22 protein-coding genes and 1 pseudogene are annotated in these 23,623 nt (G+C 55.9%); 5 read left to right on the top strand and 18 right to left on the bottom strand.

All coding sequences use genetic code 11. The features are described 5' to 3' along the window. Positions 1-16: 16 nt before the first annotated feature. Complete coding sequence (locus C1J03_RS24415) at positions 17-1,456, bottom strand: sulfatase-like hydrolase/transferase (protein WP_114889346.1); 1,440 nt, start codon at positions 1,454-1,456, stop codon at positions 17-19. Positions 1,457-1,459: 3 nt separating this feature from the next. Beyond that, on the bottom strand, positions 1,460-1,960 hold the full coding sequence (locus tag C1J03_RS24410) for a MarR family winged helix-turn-helix transcriptional regulator (protein WP_114889345.1): 501 nt from the start codon (positions 1,958-1,960) through the stop codon (positions 1,460-1,462). 112 nt (positions 1,961-2,072) lie between these two features. On the opposite strand from C1J03_RS24410, the gene C1J03_RS24405 reads away from it, so the two are divergent. Genes C1J03_RS24405 through C1J03_RS24395 form a run of 3 tightly spaced genes read left to right on the top strand, consistent with a single transcriptional unit; the run spans position 2,073 to position 5,224 of the window. Continuing rightward, positions 2,073-3,026 (top strand): tripartite tricarboxylate transporter substrate-binding protein, encoded by a 954-nt coding sequence (locus C1J03_RS24405; RefSeq protein WP_114889344.1) that lies wholly within the window; start codon positions 2,073-2,075, stop codon positions 3,024-3,026. A 45-nt stretch (positions 3,027-3,071) separates the two neighbouring features. Beyond that, entirely contained in the window at positions 3,072-3,635 is a 564-nt protein-coding gene (locus C1J03_RS24400) for a hypothetical protein (RefSeq protein ID WP_114889343.1), read from the top strand. Then, positions 3,632-5,224 (top strand): tripartite tricarboxylate transporter permease, encoded by a 1,593-nt coding sequence (locus C1J03_RS24395; protein ID WP_114889342.1) that lies wholly within the window; start codon positions 3,632-3,634, stop codon positions 5,222-5,224. The genes C1J03_RS24400 and C1J03_RS24395 overlap by 4 nt, the downstream gene beginning before the upstream one ends. Before the next feature lie 32 nt (positions 5,225-5,256). Here the strand turns inward: C1J03_RS24395 and C1J03_RS26170 are convergent, their stop codons facing one another. Beyond that, positions 5,257-5,484, bottom strand: a complete 228-nt coding sequence (locus C1J03_RS26170; RefSeq protein ID WP_368073940.1) for an SUMF1/EgtB/PvdO family nonheme iron enzyme — start codon at positions 5,482-5,484, stop codon at positions 5,257-5,259. Between the two features lie 36 nt (positions 5,485-5,520). Here C1J03_RS26170 and C1J03_RS24385 point away from each other — a divergent pair. Further along, positions 5,521-5,741, top strand: a pseudogene (locus C1J03_RS24385) (transposase); the annotation flags it as partial. Positions 5,742-5,918: 177 nt separating this feature from the next. Here the strand turns inward: C1J03_RS24385 and lpdA are convergent. From lpdA to C1J03_RS24350, 7 genes are read right to left on the bottom strand one after another with little or no spacing between them, the layout of a single operon-like run. Further along, positions 5,919-7,292 carry a dihydrolipoyl dehydrogenase gene (lpdA, locus tag C1J03_RS24380; RefSeq protein WP_114889341.1) on the bottom strand — a complete coding sequence of 458 codons (1,374 nt, stop codon included), beginning with the start codon at positions 7,290-7,292 and terminating at the stop codon, positions 5,919-5,921. Continuing rightward, positions 7,289-8,557 carry a dihydrolipoamide acetyltransferase family protein gene (locus C1J03_RS24375; RefSeq protein WP_114889340.1) on the bottom strand — a complete coding sequence of 423 codons (1,269 nt, stop codon included), beginning with the start codon at positions 8,555-8,557 and terminating at the stop codon, positions 7,289-7,291. The genes lpdA and C1J03_RS24375 overlap by 4 nt, the downstream gene beginning before the upstream one ends. A gap of 1 nt (position 8,558) precedes the next feature. Next, a complete protein-coding gene (locus C1J03_RS24370; RefSeq protein ID WP_114889339.1) occupies positions 8,559-9,572 on the bottom strand; it encodes an alpha-ketoacid dehydrogenase subunit beta in 1,014 nt (337 codons plus the stop codon). 1 nt (position 9,573) lies between these two features. Then, on the bottom strand, positions 9,574-10,806 hold the full coding sequence (locus tag C1J03_RS24365) for a thiamine pyrophosphate-dependent dehydrogenase E1 component subunit alpha (RefSeq protein WP_114889338.1): 1,233 nt from the start codon (positions 10,804-10,806) through the stop codon (positions 9,574-9,576). Further along, entirely contained in the window at positions 10,803-11,570 is a 768-nt protein-coding gene (locus C1J03_RS24360) for an SDR family NAD(P)-dependent oxidoreductase (protein WP_114889337.1), read from the bottom strand. The genes C1J03_RS24365 and C1J03_RS24360 overlap by 4 nt, the downstream gene beginning before the upstream one ends. Then, complete coding sequence (locus C1J03_RS24355; RefSeq protein WP_114889336.1) at positions 11,567-12,718, bottom strand: acyl-CoA dehydrogenase family protein; 1,152 nt, start codon at positions 12,716-12,718, stop codon at positions 11,567-11,569. Before C1J03_RS24355 ends, C1J03_RS24360 begins: the two co-directional genes overlap by 4 nt. Position 12,719: 1 nt before the next feature. Continuing rightward, the gene (locus C1J03_RS24350; protein ID WP_114889335.1) at positions 12,720-13,898 is read right to left on the bottom strand and encodes a thiolase family protein; all 1,179 of its coding nucleotides are present in this window, start codon (positions 13,896-13,898) and stop codon (positions 12,720-12,722) included. 132 nt (positions 13,899-14,030) lie between these two features. Between C1J03_RS24350 and C1J03_RS24345 the strand changes: the two genes are divergently transcribed. Further along, on the top strand, positions 14,031-14,492 hold the full coding sequence (locus tag C1J03_RS24345; RefSeq protein ID WP_114889334.1) for an Lrp/AsnC family transcriptional regulator: 462 nt from the start codon (positions 14,031-14,033) through the stop codon (positions 14,490-14,492). 377 nt (positions 14,493-14,869) lie between these two features. Here C1J03_RS24345 and C1J03_RS24340 read toward each other — a convergent pair whose 3' ends face one another. The 8 genes from C1J03_RS24340 to C1J03_RS24305 all read right to left on the bottom strand — a co-directional run bounded on the left by C1J03_RS24340 (position 14,870) and on the right by C1J03_RS24305 (position 23,594). Then, complete coding sequence (locus C1J03_RS24340; protein WP_114889333.1) at positions 14,870-15,994, bottom strand: mandelate racemase/muconate lactonizing enzyme family protein; 1,125 nt, start codon at positions 15,992-15,994, stop codon at positions 14,870-14,872. Then, the gene (locus C1J03_RS24335; protein WP_254694320.1) at positions 15,984-17,090 is read right to left on the bottom strand and encodes an alcohol dehydrogenase family protein; all 1,107 of its coding nucleotides are present in this window, start codon (positions 17,088-17,090) and stop codon (positions 15,984-15,986) included. Before C1J03_RS24335 ends, C1J03_RS24340 begins: the two co-directional genes overlap by 11 nt. Before the next feature lie 199 nt (positions 17,091-17,289). Then, entirely contained in the window at positions 17,290-18,321 is a 1,032-nt protein-coding gene (locus tag C1J03_RS24330; RefSeq protein WP_114889332.1) for a quaternary amine ABC transporter ATP-binding protein, read from the bottom strand. Between the two features lie 11 nt (positions 18,322-18,332). Next, positions 18,333-19,358 (bottom strand): ABC transporter permease, encoded by a 1,026-nt coding sequence (locus tag C1J03_RS24325; RefSeq protein ID WP_114889331.1) that lies wholly within the window; start codon positions 19,356-19,358, stop codon positions 18,333-18,335. 81 nt (positions 19,359-19,439) lie between these two features. Next, positions 19,440-20,408 carry a glycine betaine ABC transporter substrate-binding protein gene (locus C1J03_RS24320; protein WP_114889330.1) on the bottom strand — a complete coding sequence of 323 codons (969 nt, stop codon included), beginning with the start codon at positions 20,406-20,408 and terminating at the stop codon, positions 19,440-19,442. Between the two features lie 59 nt (positions 20,409-20,467). Beyond that, positions 20,468-21,439, bottom strand: a complete 972-nt coding sequence (locus C1J03_RS24315; RefSeq protein ID WP_114889329.1) for an ABC transporter substrate-binding protein — start codon at positions 21,437-21,439, stop codon at positions 20,468-20,470. Positions 21,440-21,635: 196 nt separating this feature from the next. Further along, positions 21,636-22,718 (bottom strand): mandelate racemase/muconate lactonizing enzyme family protein, encoded by a 1,083-nt coding sequence (locus C1J03_RS24310; RefSeq protein WP_114889328.1) that lies wholly within the window; start codon positions 22,716-22,718, stop codon positions 21,636-21,638. A 30-nt stretch (positions 22,719-22,748) separates the two neighbouring features. Then, on the bottom strand, positions 22,749-23,594 hold the full coding sequence (locus C1J03_RS24305; protein ID WP_114889327.1) for a LysR family transcriptional regulator: 846 nt from the start codon (positions 23,592-23,594) through the stop codon (positions 22,749-22,751). Positions 23,595-23,623: the final 29 nt, after the last annotated feature.

The following is a 23,623-nucleotide window of genomic DNA, read 5'->3' as shown; positions in this document are numbered from 1 at the left end:
CGGTTCGGAACTGTCTTCAAATTTCGGGAGGTGGCGTCGCGGCCGACGCGCCGAGAGTAATGGCCTTTTCGCGTCCACCATAGCTGGCAACCAGATCGGCTTGATCGGCGAAAGCCAGATCGTTCGTGGCATTCGGATCGCAGATTGAGCACAAGACCTCATACATTTCGTCAACCCTATTGGCGTAGGCAGCGTCTGAAGCTAGATCGCAAGTTTCCTCTGGATCTGTCACTAGATCGAAAAGCTCAGGCGCAAAGCCAACATAGTGAATGTATTTCCACCGCCCCTTCCGCACCATGAAACAGCCTGAGACAGCGCCGACAGCGTGATATTCGCTAAAAATAATACGCTCCGGATCGGGCGCGTCCTTGGCGATCTGATACAGGGATTGGCCGGGTCGGTCACCTTCAAGCGTGGCATCAAAGTGGTCAACGATAGTCTCTGACACGTCCAGCAGGCTGACTGGCGTATCGCAGATCGCTGCCTTCGTTTGGTTTGGCGGTGCAACGATCAACGGTACTGCAGCGGATTCCTCGTACATGTTGGATTTGCCCCAAAGGCCGCGGGCACCAACATTGTCGCCATGATCACTAGTATAGATGATCGTCGTGTCCTCATCCAATCCATTGGCCTTCAGGGCTTGCATGATCCGTCCGACATTATCGTCCATGTAAGAACACAGCGCGAAGTAACAGCGTATTGCCATGATCCGCTCGTCTTCGTCTTTGAATGCTGGTTCACTGCTAAGAGCAGCGTCTTGTTTGGCAACCCAAGGGTGTTGTACGTAGCCATCACGCGGATGTAATTTTGTGCGCGCAATACTGTCTGCCGGATAGAGATCGAGATATTTCTGCGGCACGATGAATGGAAAATGCGGCGCAACAAGCCCGACATATAGACACCATGGTGCATTGTTCGGTTGTGCAGCAGCGTCTTCCAGCCAACTCTCGGTGCGTCTTGTCACTTCGGCGTCGTACTTAGTGTAATTGCTCTCACCAGGACCGATATAGTCGCCCAGCATACGCGTATCGCGGTACACTCTTTCGTCTTCCTTGCGGATGGAGGCCCAAACCATGCCTGTGCCACCTGCGACCTGCATCGGGATATGTTCGACATCAAAACCTGCTGGATCATCGGCATCCCGGTAATGCAGCTTGCCGATGCTTTCCACCCGCGTATCTTGATCCTGAAGCGCGTGACCCCATCCGCGCGGCGTGCCGAGATAGGGCATCGCATTGTCCCAAAGTCGAATGTCATGCACATACTTACCCGAGGCAAACGCCGCACGGGCAGGCACACAGATGGGTGATGGTGTGTAGGCATTGGAGAACCGCGTGCCACGTGCCGCCAAAGCATCCAAATGTGGTGTTTTCGCAATAGGATGGCCCGCACAAGACAACGCCCTCGATTGATGTTCATCCGACATGATAATCAGGAGGTTTTTTGACTTACTCATGTGTTACTCGCTCTTTTCTTCTATACCGCTTTGGAAATCGGTCTTCTTTGATGCCTCCGCCAGAGATTGAATGGCGGCAAAGATGGCACTGCGTTGATTTTGCGTCAGGGATTTCAATAAGTGCTGATTGCGCGCATCCAGCTCGGGTGCCAACCCGTCCAGCGCAGCTTGACCCTTTGGCGTCAAGCTGAGCTTTAACTGCCGCTTGTCTTCTTTAAAGGGTGCCTGCGTCATAAAGCCATCCTCGACAAGCTTGTTGAGCGTTTTGCTAAATTGGCTTTTGTCTATCCCGGCTGCTTTGCGAACAGAGGTAGATGTGTATGCAACCTTCGTGCCTACCAAGCGGATGATCCGCCATTGCGGGAGGGTCAGGCTGCCGTGGCGGGCTATGATAGCACGTGCCTGTGCGTTCAGCCGAGTGTTGAGTTGAGCAATCTGGAACGGCAACAAAAGGTTCAGGTCGATGGTGCCCGCATCTACTGTCATGTCTTTTTCAGGCTTCATCACGACCTCCCTTGTTATTTATCACTACCCTCAACTGGTAGACATGTCAACATTAATACGTTGACATGTCTACCAGTTTTGAATAACGTGAAACCACATGAGGGAGGAAATCATGAAACATTTTGCGCGTAATTTGGTCGTTCTGGCCACGCTTGCTACAACCCCGCTTGCGGCCTTTGCGGAGGAATGGTCGCCTTCTGGCCCCATCAAACTGATGATTGGTTTTGCAGCAGGTGGCGGAGCTGACACACAGGCACGCCTCATCGCCGAAGGGATCGAGGCCAAAACCGGATGGAGCATCCTGCCAGAGCAAGTTACCGGCAACAGCGGACTGAACTTGGCAAAGGCGTTGGCCGCTGAACCCAACGATGGCACTGCCATCGGCATGGTCGTGTCGGAGACACTTGCATACAACGCAATGGTTGTGGGCGACCCAGAGCTTCAGGCTGATAAATTTACCTTGCTGGCAACCACAGCCGCTTTCCAACTGGGGTTGGTTGCTATGGCAGACGGTGCATTCTCTGATTGGGACAAGGTCAAGACGGCAGCCGAAGCGGGCACGCCAGTGCGGTTTGGCACAGCAACTGAAAGACAGGCCGATATGGCATACCATTTCGGTAAAGAGACTGGCATCGACTTCAACATTGTCTCAGTCGCAGGCGGCAAGGAGATCATGAACGGCATCCGCGCGGGCGATCTTGATATTGGATGGGTGGCGGGTGCGCAGTCCAAGGCGGTTTCACAGGGCGAGATGACCAATATTGCGACTGCCATTCCGACGCCACTGGCTGAATCGCCAGATGCTCCCTCGATTATCGATCTGGGCAGCAAGTTCTATCTCGACGGTTATTTCATGTTCATCGCACCAGGCGGTATGCCGGATGAAGCGCGGGCTGCATTAGCTAAGGCGATCTCTGAAGTGCTGAATGATCCGGACAGTCAAGCGGGTCAACTTGTTACACGCGGCTTTGGAGGCCCGACAGTGGTTATTGGCGACGAGCTTGACGCTATAATTGCCAAAGCCTCTGAAGACGCTAAAGCCTTGCGTGAAGCGGTTACCGAGTAAAACTGGATTTAACCAATCAGAGCAACTCTCAAGGGGAGGATCACCATGCGCCGCGTGAATTCAGATGTCGGTCTTGGTGTCTTTGCCTTGATTGTTGCCCTTGCAGCTATTTTCCTTTGGATCCCGGCCGACACTGGGACAGGCATTGTGCAAAAAATGCGCGGCCGATTGTCGATCGGCGACGCGTTTGCCCCTACTATTGCCTTTGCTGTCTTGGCTTTATCGTCTTGTCTCCTCTTGTTGGAAAGTCGCCATAGCAAAAAACCGGCAAGGCTAACCGGCCTGAATTGCCAGTTTTTAATTGTTCTGTTTCTTGTTTTTCTAATGAGTTTCACTCTCATGCGTTGGACCGGGCCGCTGGCCGTCTGGCTCGCAGGCAGTGCCTCCGACACTGAGCTTTCCTACCGCGCATTGCGTGATACAGCGCCATGGAAATACATCGGCTATCTGACAGGTGGCACGATGTTGGTTGGTGGACTTATCGCGCTGATAAATCGCTGTGTCACTTGGCGGACAATCGCAATTGGCCTGTTCGTATCTGCCGCACTCGCCGGAATCTATGATCTGCCCTTTGAAGATTTGCTTTTGCCCCCGAACGGTGACCTATGATCGATGTGCTGAACTATATCTGGCTGGGCATCACCGCTGTCTTTACAGGGCCCGAAGTTTTTTCGGTGCTGGGCATCGGCATCCCCATTGCACTGGTCATGTTGTTTTTTGGACTGCTGACCGGCATTGCGGTTGGTGCCACACCGGGGCTGGCCGGTCCAATGGCCATGGCCGTCTCTCTGCCTATCCTGATCTCTGTCTTCGGGGTTTCGGCAGATGCACTTCTACCGGTCTTCGGCTTTCTGATCGGCATCATGAAGGGTGCCACCGTCGGTGGGGCGGTACCGGCAATCCTGTTCAATACGCCAGGGACGCCCGACGCGATCATGACAACGCTTGACGGATATCCGATGACCCTGCGTGGCACGCCGCAGCGCGCATTGAGAATTGCTCATCTTTCCTCAGTTAGTGGGGACACTTTCTCAGATATCGTCCTATTCGTCTGCGCGCCATTTCTAGCGGTCGCTGTTGAATCTTTTCTTGATCTTCCCGAAAAGACTGCGCTCATCATACTGTCGCTTTCCTTCATCGCTGCTGTCATGGGTGGATCAGTAGCCAAAGGCTTGATGTCCATCAGCCTTGGCATGGTCGCGGCATTTGTGGCAACAGGAGAACATTTTTACCCGCGCCTAACATTCGGTGTAGACCAGATAGCAAATGGTTTTCCATTAATCGCAGCAGTTCTTGGTGTGCTTATCCTTGGCGAAGTGTTTCGCAGTATTGAAGACATGTGGAGAAATGCAGGAACTGACCCCACAGCCAAAGCGGCAACACATGAAGGGAAAGACGGGCTGCAAAAAGGCGACATCAAACGGATAATTCCCTATATCTGGCGATCCTCGCTGATTGGTACAGCCATTGGGGCGCTGCCCGGCGTTGGATCAACGCTCGCAGCGACGCTGGGTTACACGATGGGAAAACGCCGCCACGAGATCAAGAAAAGGCCTGAACACAAACTGTTCGGAGAAGGTGTTCCGGAAGGGATTGCTGCGACCGAAGCCGCAAATTCTGCTGTGTCAGGTGCAAACCTAATCCCCGTTCTGTCGCTTGGCATCCCGGGCAACGCAGCTGCCGTGTTTCTGATCTTGGCCGCTGACAGTATCGGCGGCTTCAATCCCGGACCTTCGGTCTTCAATTTCACTAAGCCGGACATAAACCCTGAACTGGTTGTGGCATTTGGCCTCTTTACCCTGATGGCCTGCGGCAATCTGCTTAACTGGACAATTGGCGGTTATTTCATGCGCGCGATGGGCATCATGGCCCGCATTCCGAACCATATCCTCATGCCCGTAGTGTTGCTTGTCACGCTGACCGCAATCTACATTCAGCAATCCAGTTTCACGGCACTCTGGATCACGGTCGCCTTTGGCATGCTGGGCTACATTTTTCGCCGGATCGACATTCCCGTCCTGCCGTTTGTGATTGCCTTCATCTTGGCTGGTACGCTGGAACGGACCGGGCGCCAAGCCTTCGCTGCGTCAGGCGGTGATCCATGGTTCCTGCTCAAAAGCCCAGTCGCGCTGCTCTTGTTGGTCCTCGCGCTCGCGTCAATATGGTTTTTCTCACGTAAGCAAAGGCCATTGGACTGAACTTCAGGCAGCCGCAACCCAACTACTGCAATCTAAAAACCGTTGTATGTGCAAAACCAAGATCTCGCACAATCATTTGGCAAGTTTCGCCGACTGCCATACGTTGACGCGCAAGTCGACGTTGGTGCTCTGTGAGCTTCGGTGACATATTCCGCCCCCTCGACGAAACGTGAGAATCTCACATTCGTGACTGTTGTAGCGCAAATGCGAAACGGTTTAAGCTTCACGCGCCGAAGCGGGGCTACGCCATCATCCGGCACACCGGAGTGAGCGGTGCCGAGCAATCCCGTACCGCTAGGGATGACGACAGCTTCGAACCGGAATTAGTGAAGAAGGGCCAGACCCGGATCGACGGCATGCATGACAAGATCATCGGCCTCTACGCCGCCGGTCTGACTGTACGCGACATCCGTGCTCATCTTGAGGAGGTCTACGGTCATCAGGTGTCACCGGATCTGATCAGCCGCGTCACAGCGCTGTGCTGAACGAGGTGCGCGAATGGCAATCTCGGGCGCTCACCCTATATGAATGTTTCCGCAAAATCTGGACATCAGGGCGGAACCGATTGCCATTCAAATCAGAAAATCATCGGTCAGTGCCTGCCTCAACAAGCAGCTACATAGACTTCTTCTTTTGATATGATTTTGAAACCTTCACTTCAAGTTAACGAAAGTGTCATGCCACTTTAGACCCGTCAGATGTGAAGCGCGCGACCAAGTCCTTTCATCGCTACCTCTTGCACCGTTTCTCCAAGTGTGGGGTGCGCATGGATTGTATCGGCGATGTCCGTTAATGTCGCCGCCATTTCGAGCGCAAGCGCAAACTCCCCCGCCATTTCCGACACTCCGACCCCAACAGCCTGCATTCCGAGGACAAGTTCGCTGTCTTTCGCATAGACCACACGAATAAACCCGTCGCCGCGTCCAAGAGTCATCGCTCGACCATTGCCAGCGAATGGAAAGACTGCAACTTCGTTTTCTGGCGCTTCACTTGGGAGCATCCCGACAGTAACGATCTCCGGATCGGTGAAACACACCGCGGGCATTGCGCGTTTATCCCATGTCCTCCGCCCCCCCGCGACGACCTCGGCCACCAATGCCCCTTGTGCCATTGCGCGATGCGCGAGCATTGGATCGCCAGTGACATCCCCAATTGCAAATACGCTGCGCATTGACGTCCGGCATTGATTATCAATCGTCAGATGTCGGCCATTCATGGTCAGTTCCAACCCCTCAAGTCCGAACCCGTCCGTTGCGGGCGCGCGTCCGACAGTGACCAGAACTTTATCGGCGGATAGCTTTTGTGAACCTTCCTCGGTCATCACCGTCAGTTGCCCAGCCCCGAAACCTTGGGCCTTGGCCCCAACGAGCACTGTCACACCCAATGCTTCGAGATGTTTCATAATCGGGCGCGTTAGATCGGCGTCGTATTGTGGCAATATGCGGCTTGCTGCCTCAAGCACCGTTACTTTGGCACCCAGTTTGGCCATGGCGGTTCCGATCTCAAGGCCGATGTATCCGCCGCCAACCACCGCTAGCCGTTCCGGAACGCTATCAAGCGACAGCGCCGCAGTTGATGACAGTATGTCCCCGCCAAAAGGCAAAGTTGCGATTTCCTGCGGACGAGATCCTGTCGCAATAACCAAATTCTCAGTAGAAATACGAACGGTACCCTCAGGGGTTTCAACATCCACAGTCTTGCCATCTATAATCTGGGCGTGTCCGGAAATGCTGCGCACCTTGGCTTTCTTCATCAGAGCACTGACACCGCCAGTCAATCGCTTAACGATACCGTCCTTCCACGCCACCGTCTTTGCCAGATCGATACTTGGCTTGGTCGTGGAAATACCAAGGTCGTTTTCCCCAGCGAGATGCGCCGCGATGTGAAATTCCTCGGCCGCATGGATAAGGGCCTTGGATGGAATACAACCGACATTCAAACAGGTTCCGCCGGGGGTGCTCGCTTCGACTACGATGGTATCGAGACCCAACTGACCCGCACGAATCGCGCAAACATAACCCCCAGGGCCCGCACCAATAACAAGGATTTTGCAGTTTTTGCGTTTCATGCTTCTGCCTCCATGAAGATCATTGCCGGATTCTCCAAAAGCCGCTTGGTCAGCGCGACAAAGCTGGCCGCATCCCAACCGTCAATGACCCTATGGTCAAAGCTGGCCGAGATGTTCATCATCTTGCGCGGCACGAATTGCTGGCCGTCCCACAAGGGCCGCACAGCCATTTTGTTAATACCCAGAATAGCCACTTCGGGGTGATTGATGATCGGCGTCGTGGCAAGGGCACCCAATGGTCCAAGCGAGGTGATCGTAATCGTCGACCCCGAAAGTTCCTCGCGTTTGGCCTTTCCTGCGCGGGCCACCTCGGCAAGGCGCGCAATCTCGGATGCCGTGGAAAAAGGACCAAGCGCTTCGGCGTGGCGCAGCACTGGCACGACCAGACCACCGTCGGTCATCGTGGCAATCCCGATGTGAACTGGGTTATGGCGCGTGATAACACCGCCATCATCGTCAAAATGCGCATTCATTTCAGGGTGTTTCAGTATCGCACGACAAAGTGCCGCAGTGACGAATGGCAACATGGTCAACTTGGGTCTTTCGCCCCGGTCAAGGTTCATCGCCGCCCGCAAATCCTCGATTGCGGTCACATCGATTTCCTCAATCACTGTGATATGCGGGATGCGCGTATTCGCAAGCGACATCCGGTCTGCAATCTTGCGACGCAATCCGATTACACGGATATCTTCGGCCCCCTCTCTACGTCCGGAACCCTGGCGCGTTGACCTCATTCCCGGACCGGAGGCGAATACCGCATCAAGGTCTGATTGGGTAATCCGGCCCGCTGGACCCGAGCCCGATACCATCCTCAGATCAATTCCAGCGTCTCGTGCGCGGGCGCGCACGGCGGGTGACGCCAATGGCATCTCGCCTTCGGCGCGCGGCGCATGGGCACCGCCAATCGGTTGGGCAGGTGAAGCAGGCTTTGATGCTGGCTTGGCTGGCGGTTCCGAGGTTTTTGGATCCTGCGCGGTCACCTCTGGTTTGGCAACGGCATCCGCTCCTGCTTCACTGGCCTCGCCGTCATGCTCGATTGTGACAAGTGTGGCCCCTACGGCGACCGTTTCACCAATCTCAGCACCCAGTGACACGATTGTGCCTGTATAGAGGCAGGGGATTTCAACGGTGGCTTTGTCGGTCATCACTGCCGCAATGATATCGTCTTCTTTCACCATATCGCCCGGCTTTACGTGCCACTCGACCAGTTCAACCTGTGCGACACCTTCACCGACGTCGGGAATGCGGATACTGCTTAACCCCATGTCAATCCTCCATAGTTTTTGTAAGAGCACGAGCAATTCGCTCGGTGCTTGGAAAATAGTCCCATTCCTGTGCGTGGGGATAAGGTGCGTCCCATCCCGCGATCCGCTGGATCGGTGAACGCAGATGCCAAAAGCACGTCTCTTGTACTTCCGCGATGAGTTCCGCGCCAAACCCGCTGGTTCGGGTCGCCTCGTGAACCACGACACATCGACCAGTCTTTTCAACCGACTTACGGATCGTTTCCAGATCAAGCGGCAATAGACTGCGAAGATCAATAATCTCGGCGTCAACACCAGCCACTTTGACCGCGGCCTCGGTCACATAGACCATTGTACCATAAGTCAGGACGGTCACGTCCGCACCTTCCCGCACAACGGAGGCTTTGCCCAATGGCACTGAATAATGCTCCTCCGGCACTTCGCCTGCAGGATGCGTCGCCCAGGAGACTGATTTCCCCGAATGATCGCCATAAAACGGCCCATTGTAGATGCGCTTCGGCTCGAGAAAGATCACCGGATCGGGGTCCTCGATGGCCGCTATCAGCAACCCCTTCGCGTCATAGGGCGTCGCCGGTATCACAACTTTCAGACCCGCCACATGGGTAAAGAGCGCCTCGGGGCTTTGACTATGTGTCTGACCGCCAAAAATACCGCCACCGGTCGGCATGCGTACAACCAACGGACAGGTAAACTGACCGTTGGACCGGTGCCGCAAACGCGCGGCTTCTTGGGTGATCTGATCGTAGGCGGGAAACACGTAATCAGCGAACTGGATCTCGACGCAGGGCTTCATACCCTGAGCCGCCATGCCAACGGCCAGGCCAACGATGGCGCTTTCATTGATCGGCGTGTCAAACACACGTTCCTCGCCATACTTGCTCTGCAGACCTGCGGTGCAGCGAAAAACGCCGCCGAAATATCCGACGTCCTCACCGAAAACAATGACGCTTGGATCGCGCTCCAGCGCCACATCCATCGCGCTGCGCAAGGCTTCAATCATACTCATTCGGGCCATCTCAATACCCCATTTCTTGGCGTTGCCGCCGCAAATGTTCGGGTAACTCGGCGTAAACCCCGTTGAAAATTTCCGCAGGTGACGTTGGCTTTGGGTCAACAAACGTGCCGTGCGCTTCAACTTTCTTTTGGACCTGGGATACTTCGTCCAACAATTCCGCCTCGGCCTGCACATGGCGTTCTTCGGACCAGTCCCCCCGTGCAATCAAGTGCATCTTGAGCCGCTCCACCGGATCACCCAGAGGCCATGCCTTTGCCTCATCCTTTGCGCGATAGGCCGATGGATCATCTGATGTGGAATGGGCCGCAGCACGATAAGTGAACCATTCAACCAGAATTGGTCCATATCCCTTACGTGCGCGTTCGATTGCCCATCGCGAGACAGCCAGAACCGCAAGGTAGTCATTGCCGTCCACCCGCACCGCCGGAACACCATATCCAAGAGCGCGGGCGGCATAGGTTTCGCCTTTGCCTCTGGCAACGGCTGTGTTGGTTGAAATAGCCCATTGATTATTGACAACATTCAGCACCACAGGAGGCTGATAGGTTGACGCTGACAAAAGCGCGCTGTGGAAATCGTTCGACGCAGTTGCACCATCACCAATCCATCCGGCCGCTATCTTTCCGTTGCCCTGCAACGCGCAGGCCATCGCCCATCCCACTGCCTGAACGTACTGCGTGCCCAGATTGCCCGAGATGGAGAAAAACCCGTAGTCGCGGGCCGAATGCATAATCGGCAATTGCCGCCCGCCCAGAGGGTCAAGCTCGTTTGAATAGAGCTGGCCCATTAGGGCTTCAAGCGGGTAATCAGCTGCAATCAAAAGGGTCTGCTGGCGATAGGTCGGGAAATTCATATCCCCATCTTCCAGTTGCCTTTGGAAACCACAGCCAATCGCCTCTTCGCCGGTACAGAGCAGGTAGAACGACGTCTTACCCTGCCGCTGCGCATTTAACATGCGCCGGTCCAAAGCACGCATTTTCAGCATATCCCGCAGTCCTTGGCGCAAAGTATCAGCAGGCACATCGCCTAAATACTCTGCCCACGGCCCAACCGCTTTGTTGCCTTCATCCAGCACACGGATCATGCCCACCGCAAAGGGCCAGCAATCTTGTCCGGCGACATCAAGGGCCGGAACAGGTAAACTTCCCGCAGGCGGAATCTCGATATCGGAAAAATCCGGTGTTTGATCTGGCCGCGCGGGCGGGTGTGGAAAATTGAGTTTAACATCGCTCATTTTGGTGGCATCCTTGTTCCGGCATCCAAACGAATAACTTCGCCGTTCAACATTGTGTTTTCTGCGATGTGACAAACAAGCGAAGCGAACTCTTCAGGTTTGCCTAAACGTGGTGGGAATTGAGCATGCTGCGCGAGGCTATCTTGAACTTCCTGCGGGAAACTCGTGACCATTGCGGTTCCGAAAATACCCGGCGCAATCGCCATGACGCGAACGCCGCTTCGCGCCAAATCACGCGCCATGGGCAGGGTCAGACCGGCCACCCCGGCCTTGGACGCAGCATAGGCGATTTGTCCCACCTGTCCGTCCCACGCGGCGATTGAAGCGGTGTTGATGATCACTCCGCGTTCGCCGTCGGCACCTGTCGCATCGGTGCCAACCATGCCCGCGGCAGACTGCGTTGCAACATTGAAAGAGCCGATCAGGTTGATGCCGCACACCTTGGCAAAAAGCGCAGCATCATGCGCCCCTTCCTTGGACACACTGCGATGCGCGGGGGCAATTCCGGCGCAGTTGACGCAAATCCGCTCTTGCCCATGTACCGCGCGCAACGCAGACAGCGCCTCACTGACCGACACTGCATCGGATACATCACATCGCGCAAAGGAACCGCCCAAACGTGCGGCAACCTCGCGGCCTTCGTCCTCGTTCATGTCCAGAATGCCAACCCGCACATCCCGTTCTGCCAGCGCTTCTGCCACCGCGAGGCCAAGGCCGGAGGCCGCGCCGGTAATGATGGCCGTTATTTCAGAGCTCAGTTTCATCTTGCCCGCCCTCCCAGCAGTTCGCGTGAAATGTTGATGCGCTGTACATCCGAAGTTCCCTCATAAATTTGACAGACCCGTACATCGCGATAGATGCGTTCAAGCGGGAAGTCGGCCAGGTAGCCATAGCCACCCAGTGTTTGGATCGCATCCGACACCACCCGTTCGGCCATCTGACTGGCAAACAGTTTGGCAATCGAGGCTTCGCGAAGACAAGGTGCGCCGCTGTCCTTCAGTCGCGCCGCGTTCAGCACAAGTTGGCGTGCGGCCTCAACCTGCATGTCCATGTCCGCCAACCGGAACGCCACTGCCTGATGCTGTGCAATTGGTTTCCCGAATGTGACGCGGTCCTGTGCATAGACAACCGCTACATCCAGTGCGGCCTGCGCCATACCAACCGATTGCGCCGCAATACCTATACGGCCGGTTTCCAGCGAAGACAGCGCTATGGCCAGCCCCTGCCCTTCTTCGCCAATCAGATGCGACGGTTCAACTTCGAGACTGTCGAAAGTTAGAGTGCATGTGTCGGATGCTTTTTGTCCCAACTTATGCTCTGGCGCACCCACCGTGAAACCTTGGCCGCCTGGTTCTATGTAGAAGGCGCTAATACCCTTTTTTCCGGCGTCCTTATCGGTGACGGCAAAGGCGACGATCCCGCCTGCAATTCGCGCCGAGGTGATAAACTGCTTTGATCCGTTTAATACATAACCCGATGCACTGCGCTGCGCCGAACATTTGATTGCCGCCGCATCACTGCCCGTATGCGGCTCGGTTAGGGCAAATGCCCCGATGAACGCGCCTTCTGCAGCAGGAGTTAGCCACCGTTGCTGTTGCTCGGGTGAAGCAAATCTGCTGAGGATTGCGCAAAACGGTGCGTTGTGGACTGACATCATGGTTGAAACAGCTCCATCACCTGCCGCCATCTCCATCAAAGCAAGCGCATAAGATACATAATCCGTTCCGATCCCTCCCTGATTTTCGGGAACAGTCATCCCGAGAAAGCCAAGCTTGCCCATCTCGTTTATCACATCCGGTTCGATACACCCCGCCGCCTCTCGTGCGGCAGCGCCGGGGGCAAGCCGATCTCGGCTGAAATCGCGCGCCGTCTTCTGGATCAATTCCTGCTCTTCGGTCAAAATTCCGGTCATATCAGTCTCTTTCGATGGCAATTGAAAGGGCTTCACCGCCCCCGATACAGATTGATGCAATGCCCCGCCTCAACCCCCGTGCCTCCAGCGCGTGCAGAAGTGTTACAACGATGCGCGCACCAGACGCCCCGATTGGATGGCCAAGCGCACAGGCGCCGCCGTTGACGTTGACGCAATCATCCTGAACGTTGAGGTCGCGCATGAACGCCATTGGCACAACGGCAAAGGCTTCGTTAACTTCCCACAAGTCCACATCTGACGCCTTCCAGCGCAGATTTTCCAGCAACTTACGTGTCGCCATGACCGGCGCAGTCGTAAACAAGCGCGGTGCCTGCGCATGAGATGCAGTCCCGACAATCCATGCCCGTGGACCCAGACCCTGCTTCTCAACGGCAGCCTCAGAAGCCAGAACCAGCGCCGCTGCACCATCCGAAATTGACGACGAACTTGCGGCGGTCACAGTCCCATCAGGCCGAAAGGCGGGTTTTAGGTGCGGAATCTTATCTGGACGCGCCGCGCCGGGCTGCTCATCCTCGCTGACGATCACGTCGCCCGAACGAGTAGATACGGTGACTCCCGCAATTTCCGTATCAAAGCCTCCCTGCTTTTGAGCCGCCAGCGCACGAGCAAGGGAGCGTATAGCGAAATCATCCTGCGCCTTACGGCTGAAAGCGTATTCATCCGCGCACATCTCGGCGAACGTTCCCATCAATGCACCTTGCTCGTAGGCGTCTTCAAGCCCGTCAAAAAACATGTGGTCAACCATCTGACCGTGACCCAAGCGCTTTCCATTGCGCGATGTCGGCAGAAAATGTGGCGCGTTGGACATGCTCTCCATGCCGCCGGCGATCATAATCGCCCCGTCACCTGCCCTTATACGCCCGGCGGCATCAATGATGGCCTTCATCCCGGAGCCGCAAACTTTGCTTATGGTGGTGGCCGGAATAGACTGTGGCAAGCCGGCCTTTAGAACAGCCTGTCGCGCAGGCGCCTGCCCTACCCCTGCAGACAACACCAGCCCGATCGCTGCTTCGTCAATCTGTTCGTGCGCGATAGCCGCATCTGTGACGGCGGCCATGATCGCAACAGCAGCAAGCTCTGGCGCGGAAAGCGATGACAACGACCCCTGAAATGCAGCCATTGGTGTCCTACGCGCGCCAATCAATGCGACTCTTTGCATGTCAGAATCTCCAATAACAGTTGATTTTGGTCAATATAGTTGCAAACTTGCGCAAGTTGTTGCCAATCTAGCCCATAGGGGCCATAAATTGTGCATAGGTTTTAGTGATATTCGGCAAAATGGAGCTAATTCATGCAAACTCTAGACGAGATGGATCTGAAAATTCTTCGCGTAATGCAAAGCGACGGGGCGCTGTCAGTCACTGAAATTGCTGAAAGAGTTGGCCTGTCGCAATCGCCCTGCTCCCGGAGGATATCCCAACTTCAATCAAGCGGTATTGTGCTCGGAAAACGCACAGTGCTTGATCCTAAAAAGTTGGGTTTCCAGACATTGGTCATCGTGCGTATCAAGTTGGACAACCACGAAGAGGGGACGCTCGAAGCGTTCAAAAAAGCGGCACGCGGCATTCCGGAAATCCAGATTGCTCTCCTTATCTTGGGGGATTTCGATTTCTATCTACGCATATCGGTTAGGGACATTGAACACTACCAACAGCTACTACAGAAAAAACTGGTCACACTGCCCGGTGTTAGAGAAATGCAAAGCTCTGTCATTCTTGAGGTCGTCAAGGACACTTCTGCCCTGGCAATCTAGCGACACACGCCGTCCAAAAGCTCGCTGCTTTATGCTTTTATAAGTGCCTTCGCCGCCACAATAAAGCTAGTGTAGCCACCCGAAAATCGTACCTCTTATTGTCTCGGACTTAATCAAGGCCGAACATTTTTCGCAAGCGTCATAATCATCAATGAAATGCCTCCCTGGTCCAACTTTGGCCAAGCTGTCATTGTAATACGATCAACTCTTGGTCTTGTACTTCGTAGGTGGCCCAACTGCGCATGCCGTAAGCTATCACGCTGGATTCATACAATGAATCCCATCAACGTATTCGTGCAACAAAGCCGTATCCGCTGCTAAATTGGGTTTGACTGACGGTAGCGCTGAACTGATCCGGAATGCCCAGAAATCAGAACTCAACATCGAAATGTCTCTATCGGATCACCAAGTACATTCGTGTTCACAACCAACCCGAGCCCTGGTAGATCTGGCACATGTACGCCGCCGTCGACGACGGGCGCATCGAATTTCGCTGTGGTCAGGGTGACCATTTCGCGGCAATCAAGGATGCAGCGCAGGTTGCGCTGCGGTACTGTCGCGCCAAGATGCACTATGCCCGCAAACGCAATGGTTGATCCTACTGTATCTTGGACCGACACGGTCAGACCCGCAGCGCAGGCAATGTCACGTTGACGCCTCCCCGGTGTCAATCCGCCGGATTTGGATATCTTCAGACCAATTCCGTCTGCTGCGTCACACGCAATGATCTGAATGATGTCGGCGTCGTCTTGCGCCAGTTCATCCATAATAATCGGGACATTACACCGTTTCCGCAACGACAGCGTTTCTCCCCATGTCGCACAAGGCGCTTCTAGCGTGAAATCCAAGCCGCTTGGCAACAGCCGCAACATCCTGAGCGCCGTTTCTGGAATCAAGCCGCCGTTGGCGTCAGCGAGGAAAAATTCGCCCGGACGGCGGTCTGCCAAACAGGCTGCGATCCGCTCTGCATCCAAGGCGGGTCCGCCCTCAACGTCCAGCGCACCGATCTTGATCGAATGTCCCATAAATCCCTTTGTGCGATGCGCGGCGACGCGGGTGCGCATATCGTCCGGCGTGCCCGCATAAATCGAAGAAATTGTCGGCAGACGATGACCAGTTGAGCCGCCCAGTAATTCACAGACCGGAAGGCCAACGGATTTTCCAAAGATATCCCAACAGGCAATATCAAGAGCTGCCTTGGAGTGGTTATGGCCCACCAGAGCCCCCTGCATTACTTCGTTGATCCGTTCGACCTGCCGGGGATCGCGCCCGATAAGGTGTGGCGCGATTTCAGCGATGCCTGCCCGCACGCCCAAGGCATGCGCAGCGATATAGGTCGCACCGAAGGGAGTGCTTTCACCCCAACCTTCAATGCCGCAGGCAGTTTCGATCCGCACAATAGTCGCGTCAAACGAACGGTATTCGCGACCACCCGATAAGGTGTAGACGCCGCCTGAATATGGAAGGTCGACTTGATAAACTTCAATTATTTCAATTTTCATGGGTGTATCCCGGTGGAATAAGCACAAGCTTGCCGGTGTGTTTCTTAGCAAGGAAATCTTCCTGAGCTCTCGCGATTTCGGCCAACGGATAGGATTTGGCAACGACGGGGCGAATGTCCCCTGCTTCGATATATGAGATGAGATCGGCAAAGATTTCATCCTCTTGGAAAGTACAGCCAAACAGGGTCAGATCCTTGAGGTACAGCGTGCGTATATCGATTTCAACAATAGGTCCGGCGATTGCACCAGCCGCCGCATAACGCCCACCTCGACGCAACACATCCAAGAAGGAAGACCATTGCGGGCCCGCGACCAGATCGACAACCACGTCGACGCTGCCGTCCCCAAGTTCCGCTACGAGATCGGCGTTGCGATCAATGACCTGATCGGCACCGAGGGCCAGTACCTCACGGGTTTTGGAGGGCGACGACATCGCAATAACCTTGGCACCGCGACGTTTGGCCAGCTGCACGGCGGCCGAGCCGACACCACCCGATGCACCCGTGATCAGCACCGTTTCCGCGCCTAAATTAACATGGTGGAGCATGTTTTCCGCCGTAGAGTAGGCGCACGGAACAGAGGCCAGCTCCGCGTCCGACCAATCACAATGAACCACGTGGGTCTCACGCGCGGGAGCCTTGGCATATTGCGCAAATCCGCCGTCGCATTCGCTGCCGAACGTCCAACATTCATAGGGTCGGTAATCCACGTAGGACCGTAACATATTGCGCACAAGAACACGTTCTCCGATGCGGGCAGTACCAACTTTTTCGCCAACTGCAACGATGCGTCCACAGACATCGGCACCCTGGATGCGCGGAAACGCCATCGCGACACCTGACCACGTCGCATCGTCGTCCTTCGCACTGTCTAGGCCCGTTGCCCCACCGGAGGCCGTGTCTGCAGTGACACCTTTGGAATACCATCCAATCCGCGTGTTGATATCTGTGTTGTTTATCCCCGCTGCAAAGACCTGGATCAACACTTCTTCCGGTCCGGGAACAGGGACTGGAACGTCATGGCGAAATTCCAGTTTTTCCAATCCGCCATGACCTGTAAGAAGGACTGCTGACATATGCGATGGGACTGATGGCATTGCTTCACCTGCTGGCTTGGTTTGGATTACGCCCCTAAACCTGCGTTTTCGGTTTTTGGATCAAAGGGCTATTTGACTTAAATTCTCCGATTTATCCCAGATTTTGACAGCTACCTTAACGACAGATCCATCAGATTTTACGTCGCCTAGAGCGATTTCGAAAAGCGCACATCATATCTTCGTTGGCTGAGACGTGGGCTCAAACGCCGCCGGGGGTGCGCGGCACCAGTGCTTTGAGCACATCCGTCATCCTGAGTGCACCGACCACATCGCCATCCTGAACGGCTGTCAAAACCACATTTGCCTGACCATTAGCAGCAAGGATCGCCTGCTCTAACGTTGCATCCATGTCGATCTTTAGATCCGATCCGTTGGCCTGAACTTGGGTCATAACAGATCGCACCCGCAAGACACGCGCACGGTTAATGTCGCCAACAAAGTCTTCGATATACGGATCGGCCGGGTGCAGCAGTATCCCCTGCGGCTCACCCTGTTGGATGATCTCTCCATCTTTAAGAATGACAAGATGGTCGGCAATTTTCAACGCTTCATCAAGATCGTGGGTAATGAATACTACGGTCTTTTTCAGGTCCTTCTGAAGCTCCAGAAGCAAGTCCTGCATGCTGGACCGGATCAACGGATCGAGCGCGGAATATGCCTCGTCCATGAGCATTAATTCGGAATCCGATGCCAGTGCGCGTGCCAGCCCGACGCGCTGTTGCATCCCACCTGAAAGTTGGTTCGGATATAGGTCTTCCGAGCCGCCAAGCCCAACGCGGTTCAGCCATTTTCGCGCAATCTTGTCTGTTTCGGCTGCGTCTTCACCGCGGACGGTGCGGGCCATCCCCGCGTTTTGCAACACTGTTTCATGTGGCAAAAGCGCGAACTTCTGAAACACCATCGACATCTGTGTCCGGCGCAGCGCTCGCAAGTCATCCTTGCCAAGTTTCATGACGTCGCTGCCATTGACGAGGATTTCTCCGAACGTTGGATCAATCAGCCGATTAAGATGCCGGATCAGCGTCGATTTACCCGACCCTGACAATCCCATGATCACCGTAATTTTGCCCTTTTCGATCTCCACATTGATGTTGCGCAGACCCAAAACCTGACCGTGTGTTGCCAGCATGTCAGCCTTGCTCATACCGCCCTGGGCCAGCGGCACCATCTCGGCGGCCCGGTTTCCGAAAATCTTGTAAAGACCGCGGATTGATACGAAATTGTTGTCCATGACTTCTCCGCTCATGTCGTGTGGGTCTTGTTAATGCGCTCTAAGGCGGCCTTGCTGACGCGGTCCAAGACAATAGCAAGCAGGACAATGGCAAATCCCGCGACCAACCCGACACCCAGTTCGAGCTTGTTGATGCCGCGCAATACCAGCGTTCCAAGACCGGGGGCCGACACCAACGACGCTATCACTACCATCGACAATGACATCATAATGGTCTGGTTTATCCCAGCCATAATATTTGGCAACGCCAGTGGAAATTCCACCCGGATCAGTTTCTGCCAAGCCGTCATACCAAATGCATCGGCCGCTTCCTTGACGTCGAAATCCACCAGTCGGATACCCAGATTGGTCAGGCGGATCGCGGGAACGATGGCATAGAGAATGATGGCAATACCGTAGAGTTTGGGCTCGGTCACGCTGAACAAAAAGATCAATGGGATGAGGTACACAAATGTCGGGAGCGTCTGGAGCATGTCGAGGATCGGAATCATGATCCGCTGCAGCCGGTCGCTACGCGACATCAAGATGCCAATCGGCACGCCCAACAGCACGCAAATACAGGTGCAGACGAGAATGATCGACAGGGTCTGCAACGCCGGTTCCAAATGATCGACGAAGGCGAGGATGACAAAGACCACGCCGGTGAAAACCGTCATCCCTGTGCGCCGCGTGGCGAACTGCACCAGCACCAGCAGCGCAAGGATCAATACCCAGCCCGGAACCGCAGCAACCAGATCAAGTGCGCCTTGCAATCCCCAGCTCAGCGGTTGTGTGATCGGACCAAGCACCGACTTGATGGGGTCCTTGACGCTGAGAAACATGTTTTCCAACCCCGCTGTCATGTCTCGGGTGCGGGGAACGGCCCCGCAGGCCGCGTGCAGGCCATCCAGCGACGGCAGCGAAAAACCCTTGTCTGCGGCCGCACCACCACTGGCCTTGGCCAGAAGGTCGGCCATCGACGCAGGACCGCCCGTCGCCCCGGCATCACACCAGTCGCGCAACCCAAGCGTGTTGAAAAGACCTTCGTAGCCTGCCATTTGGAAACTTCCTTCTATGGCCCCGTTCAACCGAAACTTCCAAGGGCCGCCTGAACCGGCGGCCCCCGTGTTTTCGGACCGTTATTTCAGCAGCGACGCGAGGCGGTCTTTGGCCTCTGCGTTCAACCAGCCCGCCCAGACATCCGGATATTCCGTCAGAAAATGCACCGCGGTTTCGTCAGCGGTGGCGTTGTTGGCGTTCTGCCACTTAAGCAGATCGTTCATTGCCTGGTTGGGAAAGCTGACATTGCGCATCAGCTCGGCAATCTGCGGTTCGCGTTCGACAAAGGCGCTGGTGCTCCCGGTGAGGACCCGGTCATTCGGATACCCGGACTTGCCCGGATTGGCGCAATCGGCGCTTCTGTTGCAGGTGTGGATCGCCTCGACGTATTCGCCCATATCCACCTTCACCATCGGGAATTTGGCGATCGTCGGCGTTGGCGACCAGTAATATCCGAACCAGGGTTCATTGTTGGTGTAGGCGGATTCAATCGACGCGGCCAAAGTCTCACCCGAACCGTGGTTGAAAACTTCCAGCCCCCGCCCCTCGAAATCCCAGGCCTTTTGCAGGTTGTCCGCGACGATCCGGCAGCCCCAGCCATCCGGACAGCTGTGAAAGCGACCACCGACCAAATCTGGGTTGGCCAAGATGCCTTCCATCGTGGTCAGTTCGGGATGCTCTGCCGCCAGATAGTCAGGTATCCAATACCCGCCGATGCCACCATCGGTCAGGACATTCCCCAGCGTGACCACGGTGCCTGCCGCCTCAAGTTCTTCGTATTTGGGAGCGGAGTTGATCCAAAGTTCCGTCACGATATCAGGCTCGCCCTTTTCGGCAATCGACGTGATCGCGGGCGCGACAGAGGTGTTAAGGACCTGCACATCACAGCCGTATCCCTGCTCCATGAGGAACTTTGAAATCGACGTGACGATGGCCGCAGAGGCCCAGTTCATTTCGGTAATGATGACCTTGCCGCACGCTGCTTTGGCAGCGCCGGCGAAAGAGATAGACAGGACTGCAGCGGTCAGGAGAGACAGGACTGGACTCATTTCATAATTCCTCTTTGCCAAAATACCGCGCGCCCGGCATTGGGCGCGCGATCAGGATGTTACTGCAACAACGCTGACAGCTTTTCGCGCGCAGCATCGTTCAGCCAGCTGCCCCAGACGTCCTTGTAGGTCGTCAGAAAATGCACGGCAGTTTCTTCGGAGGATGCATTGTTGTCCTCCTGCCATGCCAGAACCGCGCTCATCTGCTCGTTGGTAAAGCTCACCTTGGACATCAGCGCAGCAATCTCGGGCTGGCGCGTTTCAAAGTCGGTGGTGACAGCCGTGACAACTTCGGCGGGCGGGTAAGACGATCTGCCCGGTGTCGCGCACTCCTCGGCCGCGTTGCAGTCGTGGATTGCTGCGTCATAGGGGCCAAGGTCGATCTGCACCATCGGATACTTACCCAGAACGCTTGTCGGTGCCCAGTAGTAACCGAACCAGGGCTCCTTGTTCTCGTAGGCGCCCGCAATCGCGGCGGCCAGGGTTTCGCCTGAGCCGTGGCTGAAGACCTCAATGCCGTTTCCTTCCAGATCAAAGGCCTGAGCCAGATGTCCGTTTGTCACCTTGCAGCCCCAGCCGTCCGGGCAGTTGTGGAAACGGCCGCCCACCAAATCGGGGTTGGCAAGGATGCCTTCCATCGTGGCCAGTTCGGGATGTGCATCGACCAGATATTGCGGCACCCACCACGCATCGACGCCGCCGTCCGACAACACGTCAGTCAGTGTCGTGATCTTGCCTGCGGCTTCGAGTTCGGGATAGGCGGGCACACCGCTAAGCCATAGCTCAGTCACGATGTCCGGCTCGTTGGTCTCTGCTACCGAGGTGATCGAGGTCACCGTAGCCGATGGCACAGTCGTCACCGTGCACCCGTAGCCCTGCTCCATGAGGAATTTCGAGATCGAGGTGACAACCGCAGCGGACGCCCAATTCATTTCCGTAATCGTGACATTGCCGCACTCGGCATACGCGGCAGAGCCGCTTGCCGTGAGGGCCGCCGCCGCTAGGGTCAGTCTGACTTTATTGAGTTTCATGGTACTCTCCCTGATTGTTGGCCGCCCCGGCCAGAAGACCATGGAGCGGCACATCCCCGTCCGCCCTGAAAGAGCGGAAGCGAAAGGGTGCGATCATCAGGTTAAGTCAGGGACATGATCCAAGCTAACAAATATAATTGATTGGTAATATCGAGAAATTCAATTTAAGTCTGAGGCCTGACCGGTGCCGCTGGGATCACAATGCAAAACGTTTGATTGCCCTTTCATCGAACGTGAAGCCTGTGCCGGGACGGGTCGGGATCACGATATCGCCGTCCTCAATCTGCATCGTCTCGTTGAACAAGGGGGCGTACCACGGCATGTGTTCGACCGAGATGCAGTTGGCGGCAGAGCCGGCAATGGAAAGGCTGTGTTCGGTAAAGATGTGGGTGGACACCGGCAAGTCGTAGCTTTCGGCCAGTGCCACGGCGCGGCGCATCTCGGTCAGCCCACCGATGCGTTGCAAATCGGGCATCAGGATGTCGGCGGCCCCTGCCTCGATCATCCGGCGGATGCCATAGCGCGTCCATTCCGTTTCACCCGAAGCAACGTTGATCTCCAGCGCGCGGCGCACCTCAGCACTGCCTGTCAGGTTGTGGACATCGACCGGTTCTTCCAGCCATGACACGTCCAGTTCCTCAAGCATACGGCCAAGGCGAATCGCCTGTTTCGGGCGCAGCGACTGGTTGGCATCGGTCAGGAGTTCCACGTCAGGGCCGACGGCATCGCGCACCGCGCGAACGCGGGTGATATCGACGTGGCTGTCCGGGTTGCCAACGCGAATTTTCATCGCCCGAAAGCCCTGATCCAGAAACTCCTGCGCCTCGGTCACCAACTCGTCGATAGAATAGGACAGCCACAGACCGCCGCTGGCGTAGGTGCGTATCCGGTCACGGCAGGCACCGAACAGGTGATGTAGCGGGGCATCCGCCGCCTTGCCGATTAGATCCCAGCACGCCGTATCCAGAGCCGACAGTGCTGAGATCGTCACACCGGCATATCCGGTCGGATTGATATCGGCCCAGATCGCGCTGTTCATGCCCGTCACGTAATGCGGGTCGATGCCTTCGACCCGATGCGCAAACCCGCGGATCATCTCGTCGAACGCCTTAAGGCGGGCTGCGTTGATCGTAAAGATATAGCTTTGCCCGACAAGCCCGGCGTCGGTTTCCAGATCAACCAGCACACAGCCGACAGACCGCATGTTATGGATCGCCGTTGTGATCGGCTTGCCCATCGGCACATCGACCAGGCGGGTTTTCAGTCGGGTGATTTTCATCGGTGGGGGCTTCCTGATTTGCTGGGCTGCTCAGGCGCTGGTCAGTCGCGCCGCTTCGACGGCGCGGGCCGTCAGCCCTGCATTGGTAGCGTCGGTGCGGGCCGCAATAAAAAGCGCGCGTTGCATGACCGGGGCATCCTGAACCACGAACAGCCGCCCCGAGCCAACCAGCGGTTCGGCCACGCGCTTCAGGAAATACCCTGACCCGCCCGCGGTCAGTATGTGATCCAGCGCGACAGAGGATTGCCGCACTGTCAACTTGTGGCTGAAAACCCCCGGAAAATACGCACTGTGCAGCGCCCGGAACGTATCGCCCCAATCGACAAAGACGTAGCCCGGAACAACGCCACCTTCGACCTCGCGCGGCGTGGTGGCATACATGACCAGATCCTCCTGAACCAGCAGTTCGCTCGTCGCCTCGGCGCAGTGTTGTGGATCATACAGGATCGCGACATCCAGCAATCCCGCCCGCAGCTTTTGCATCAGGACGTCTGACCGGTCCGCAAGGATGCTTGTTGCGACATCCGGCATCTCGACAGAAAGCCGCCCGGAAAGCCCCAAAACCATGAGCGGCCAGTGGTTTTCTTCAATCCCGATGGAAAGGAGCGCTTTCTGGCCCTCCGGCAGGCTGACCTCTTGTTGACCGCGTTCCCAGGCGCGCACCACATTGATAGCACTGCTGTGAAACTGATGGCCGCCGGTCGTGAGCACGACGCCGTTTCTTTTGCGATGAAACAGGGGCTGTCGCAACCGGTCCTCAAGCGCCTTGATCCGGGCGCTCACGGTGGATTGCGTCACATGCAGCTGATCGGCGGCCAATTGAAAACTGCCGGTGGCCGTGACCTCGAGAAACGAGCGAATATGTTCAATGTTCATGGCGGGCACCGCATCATTGATGAAATCGA

This window comes from Sulfitobacter sp. SK012 (assembly GCF_003352085.1).
Lineage (GTDB): Bacteria > Pseudomonadota > Alphaproteobacteria > Rhodobacterales > Rhodobacteraceae > Sulfitobacter.
This window is presented reverse-complemented; position numbering and strand designations above follow the sequence as displayed.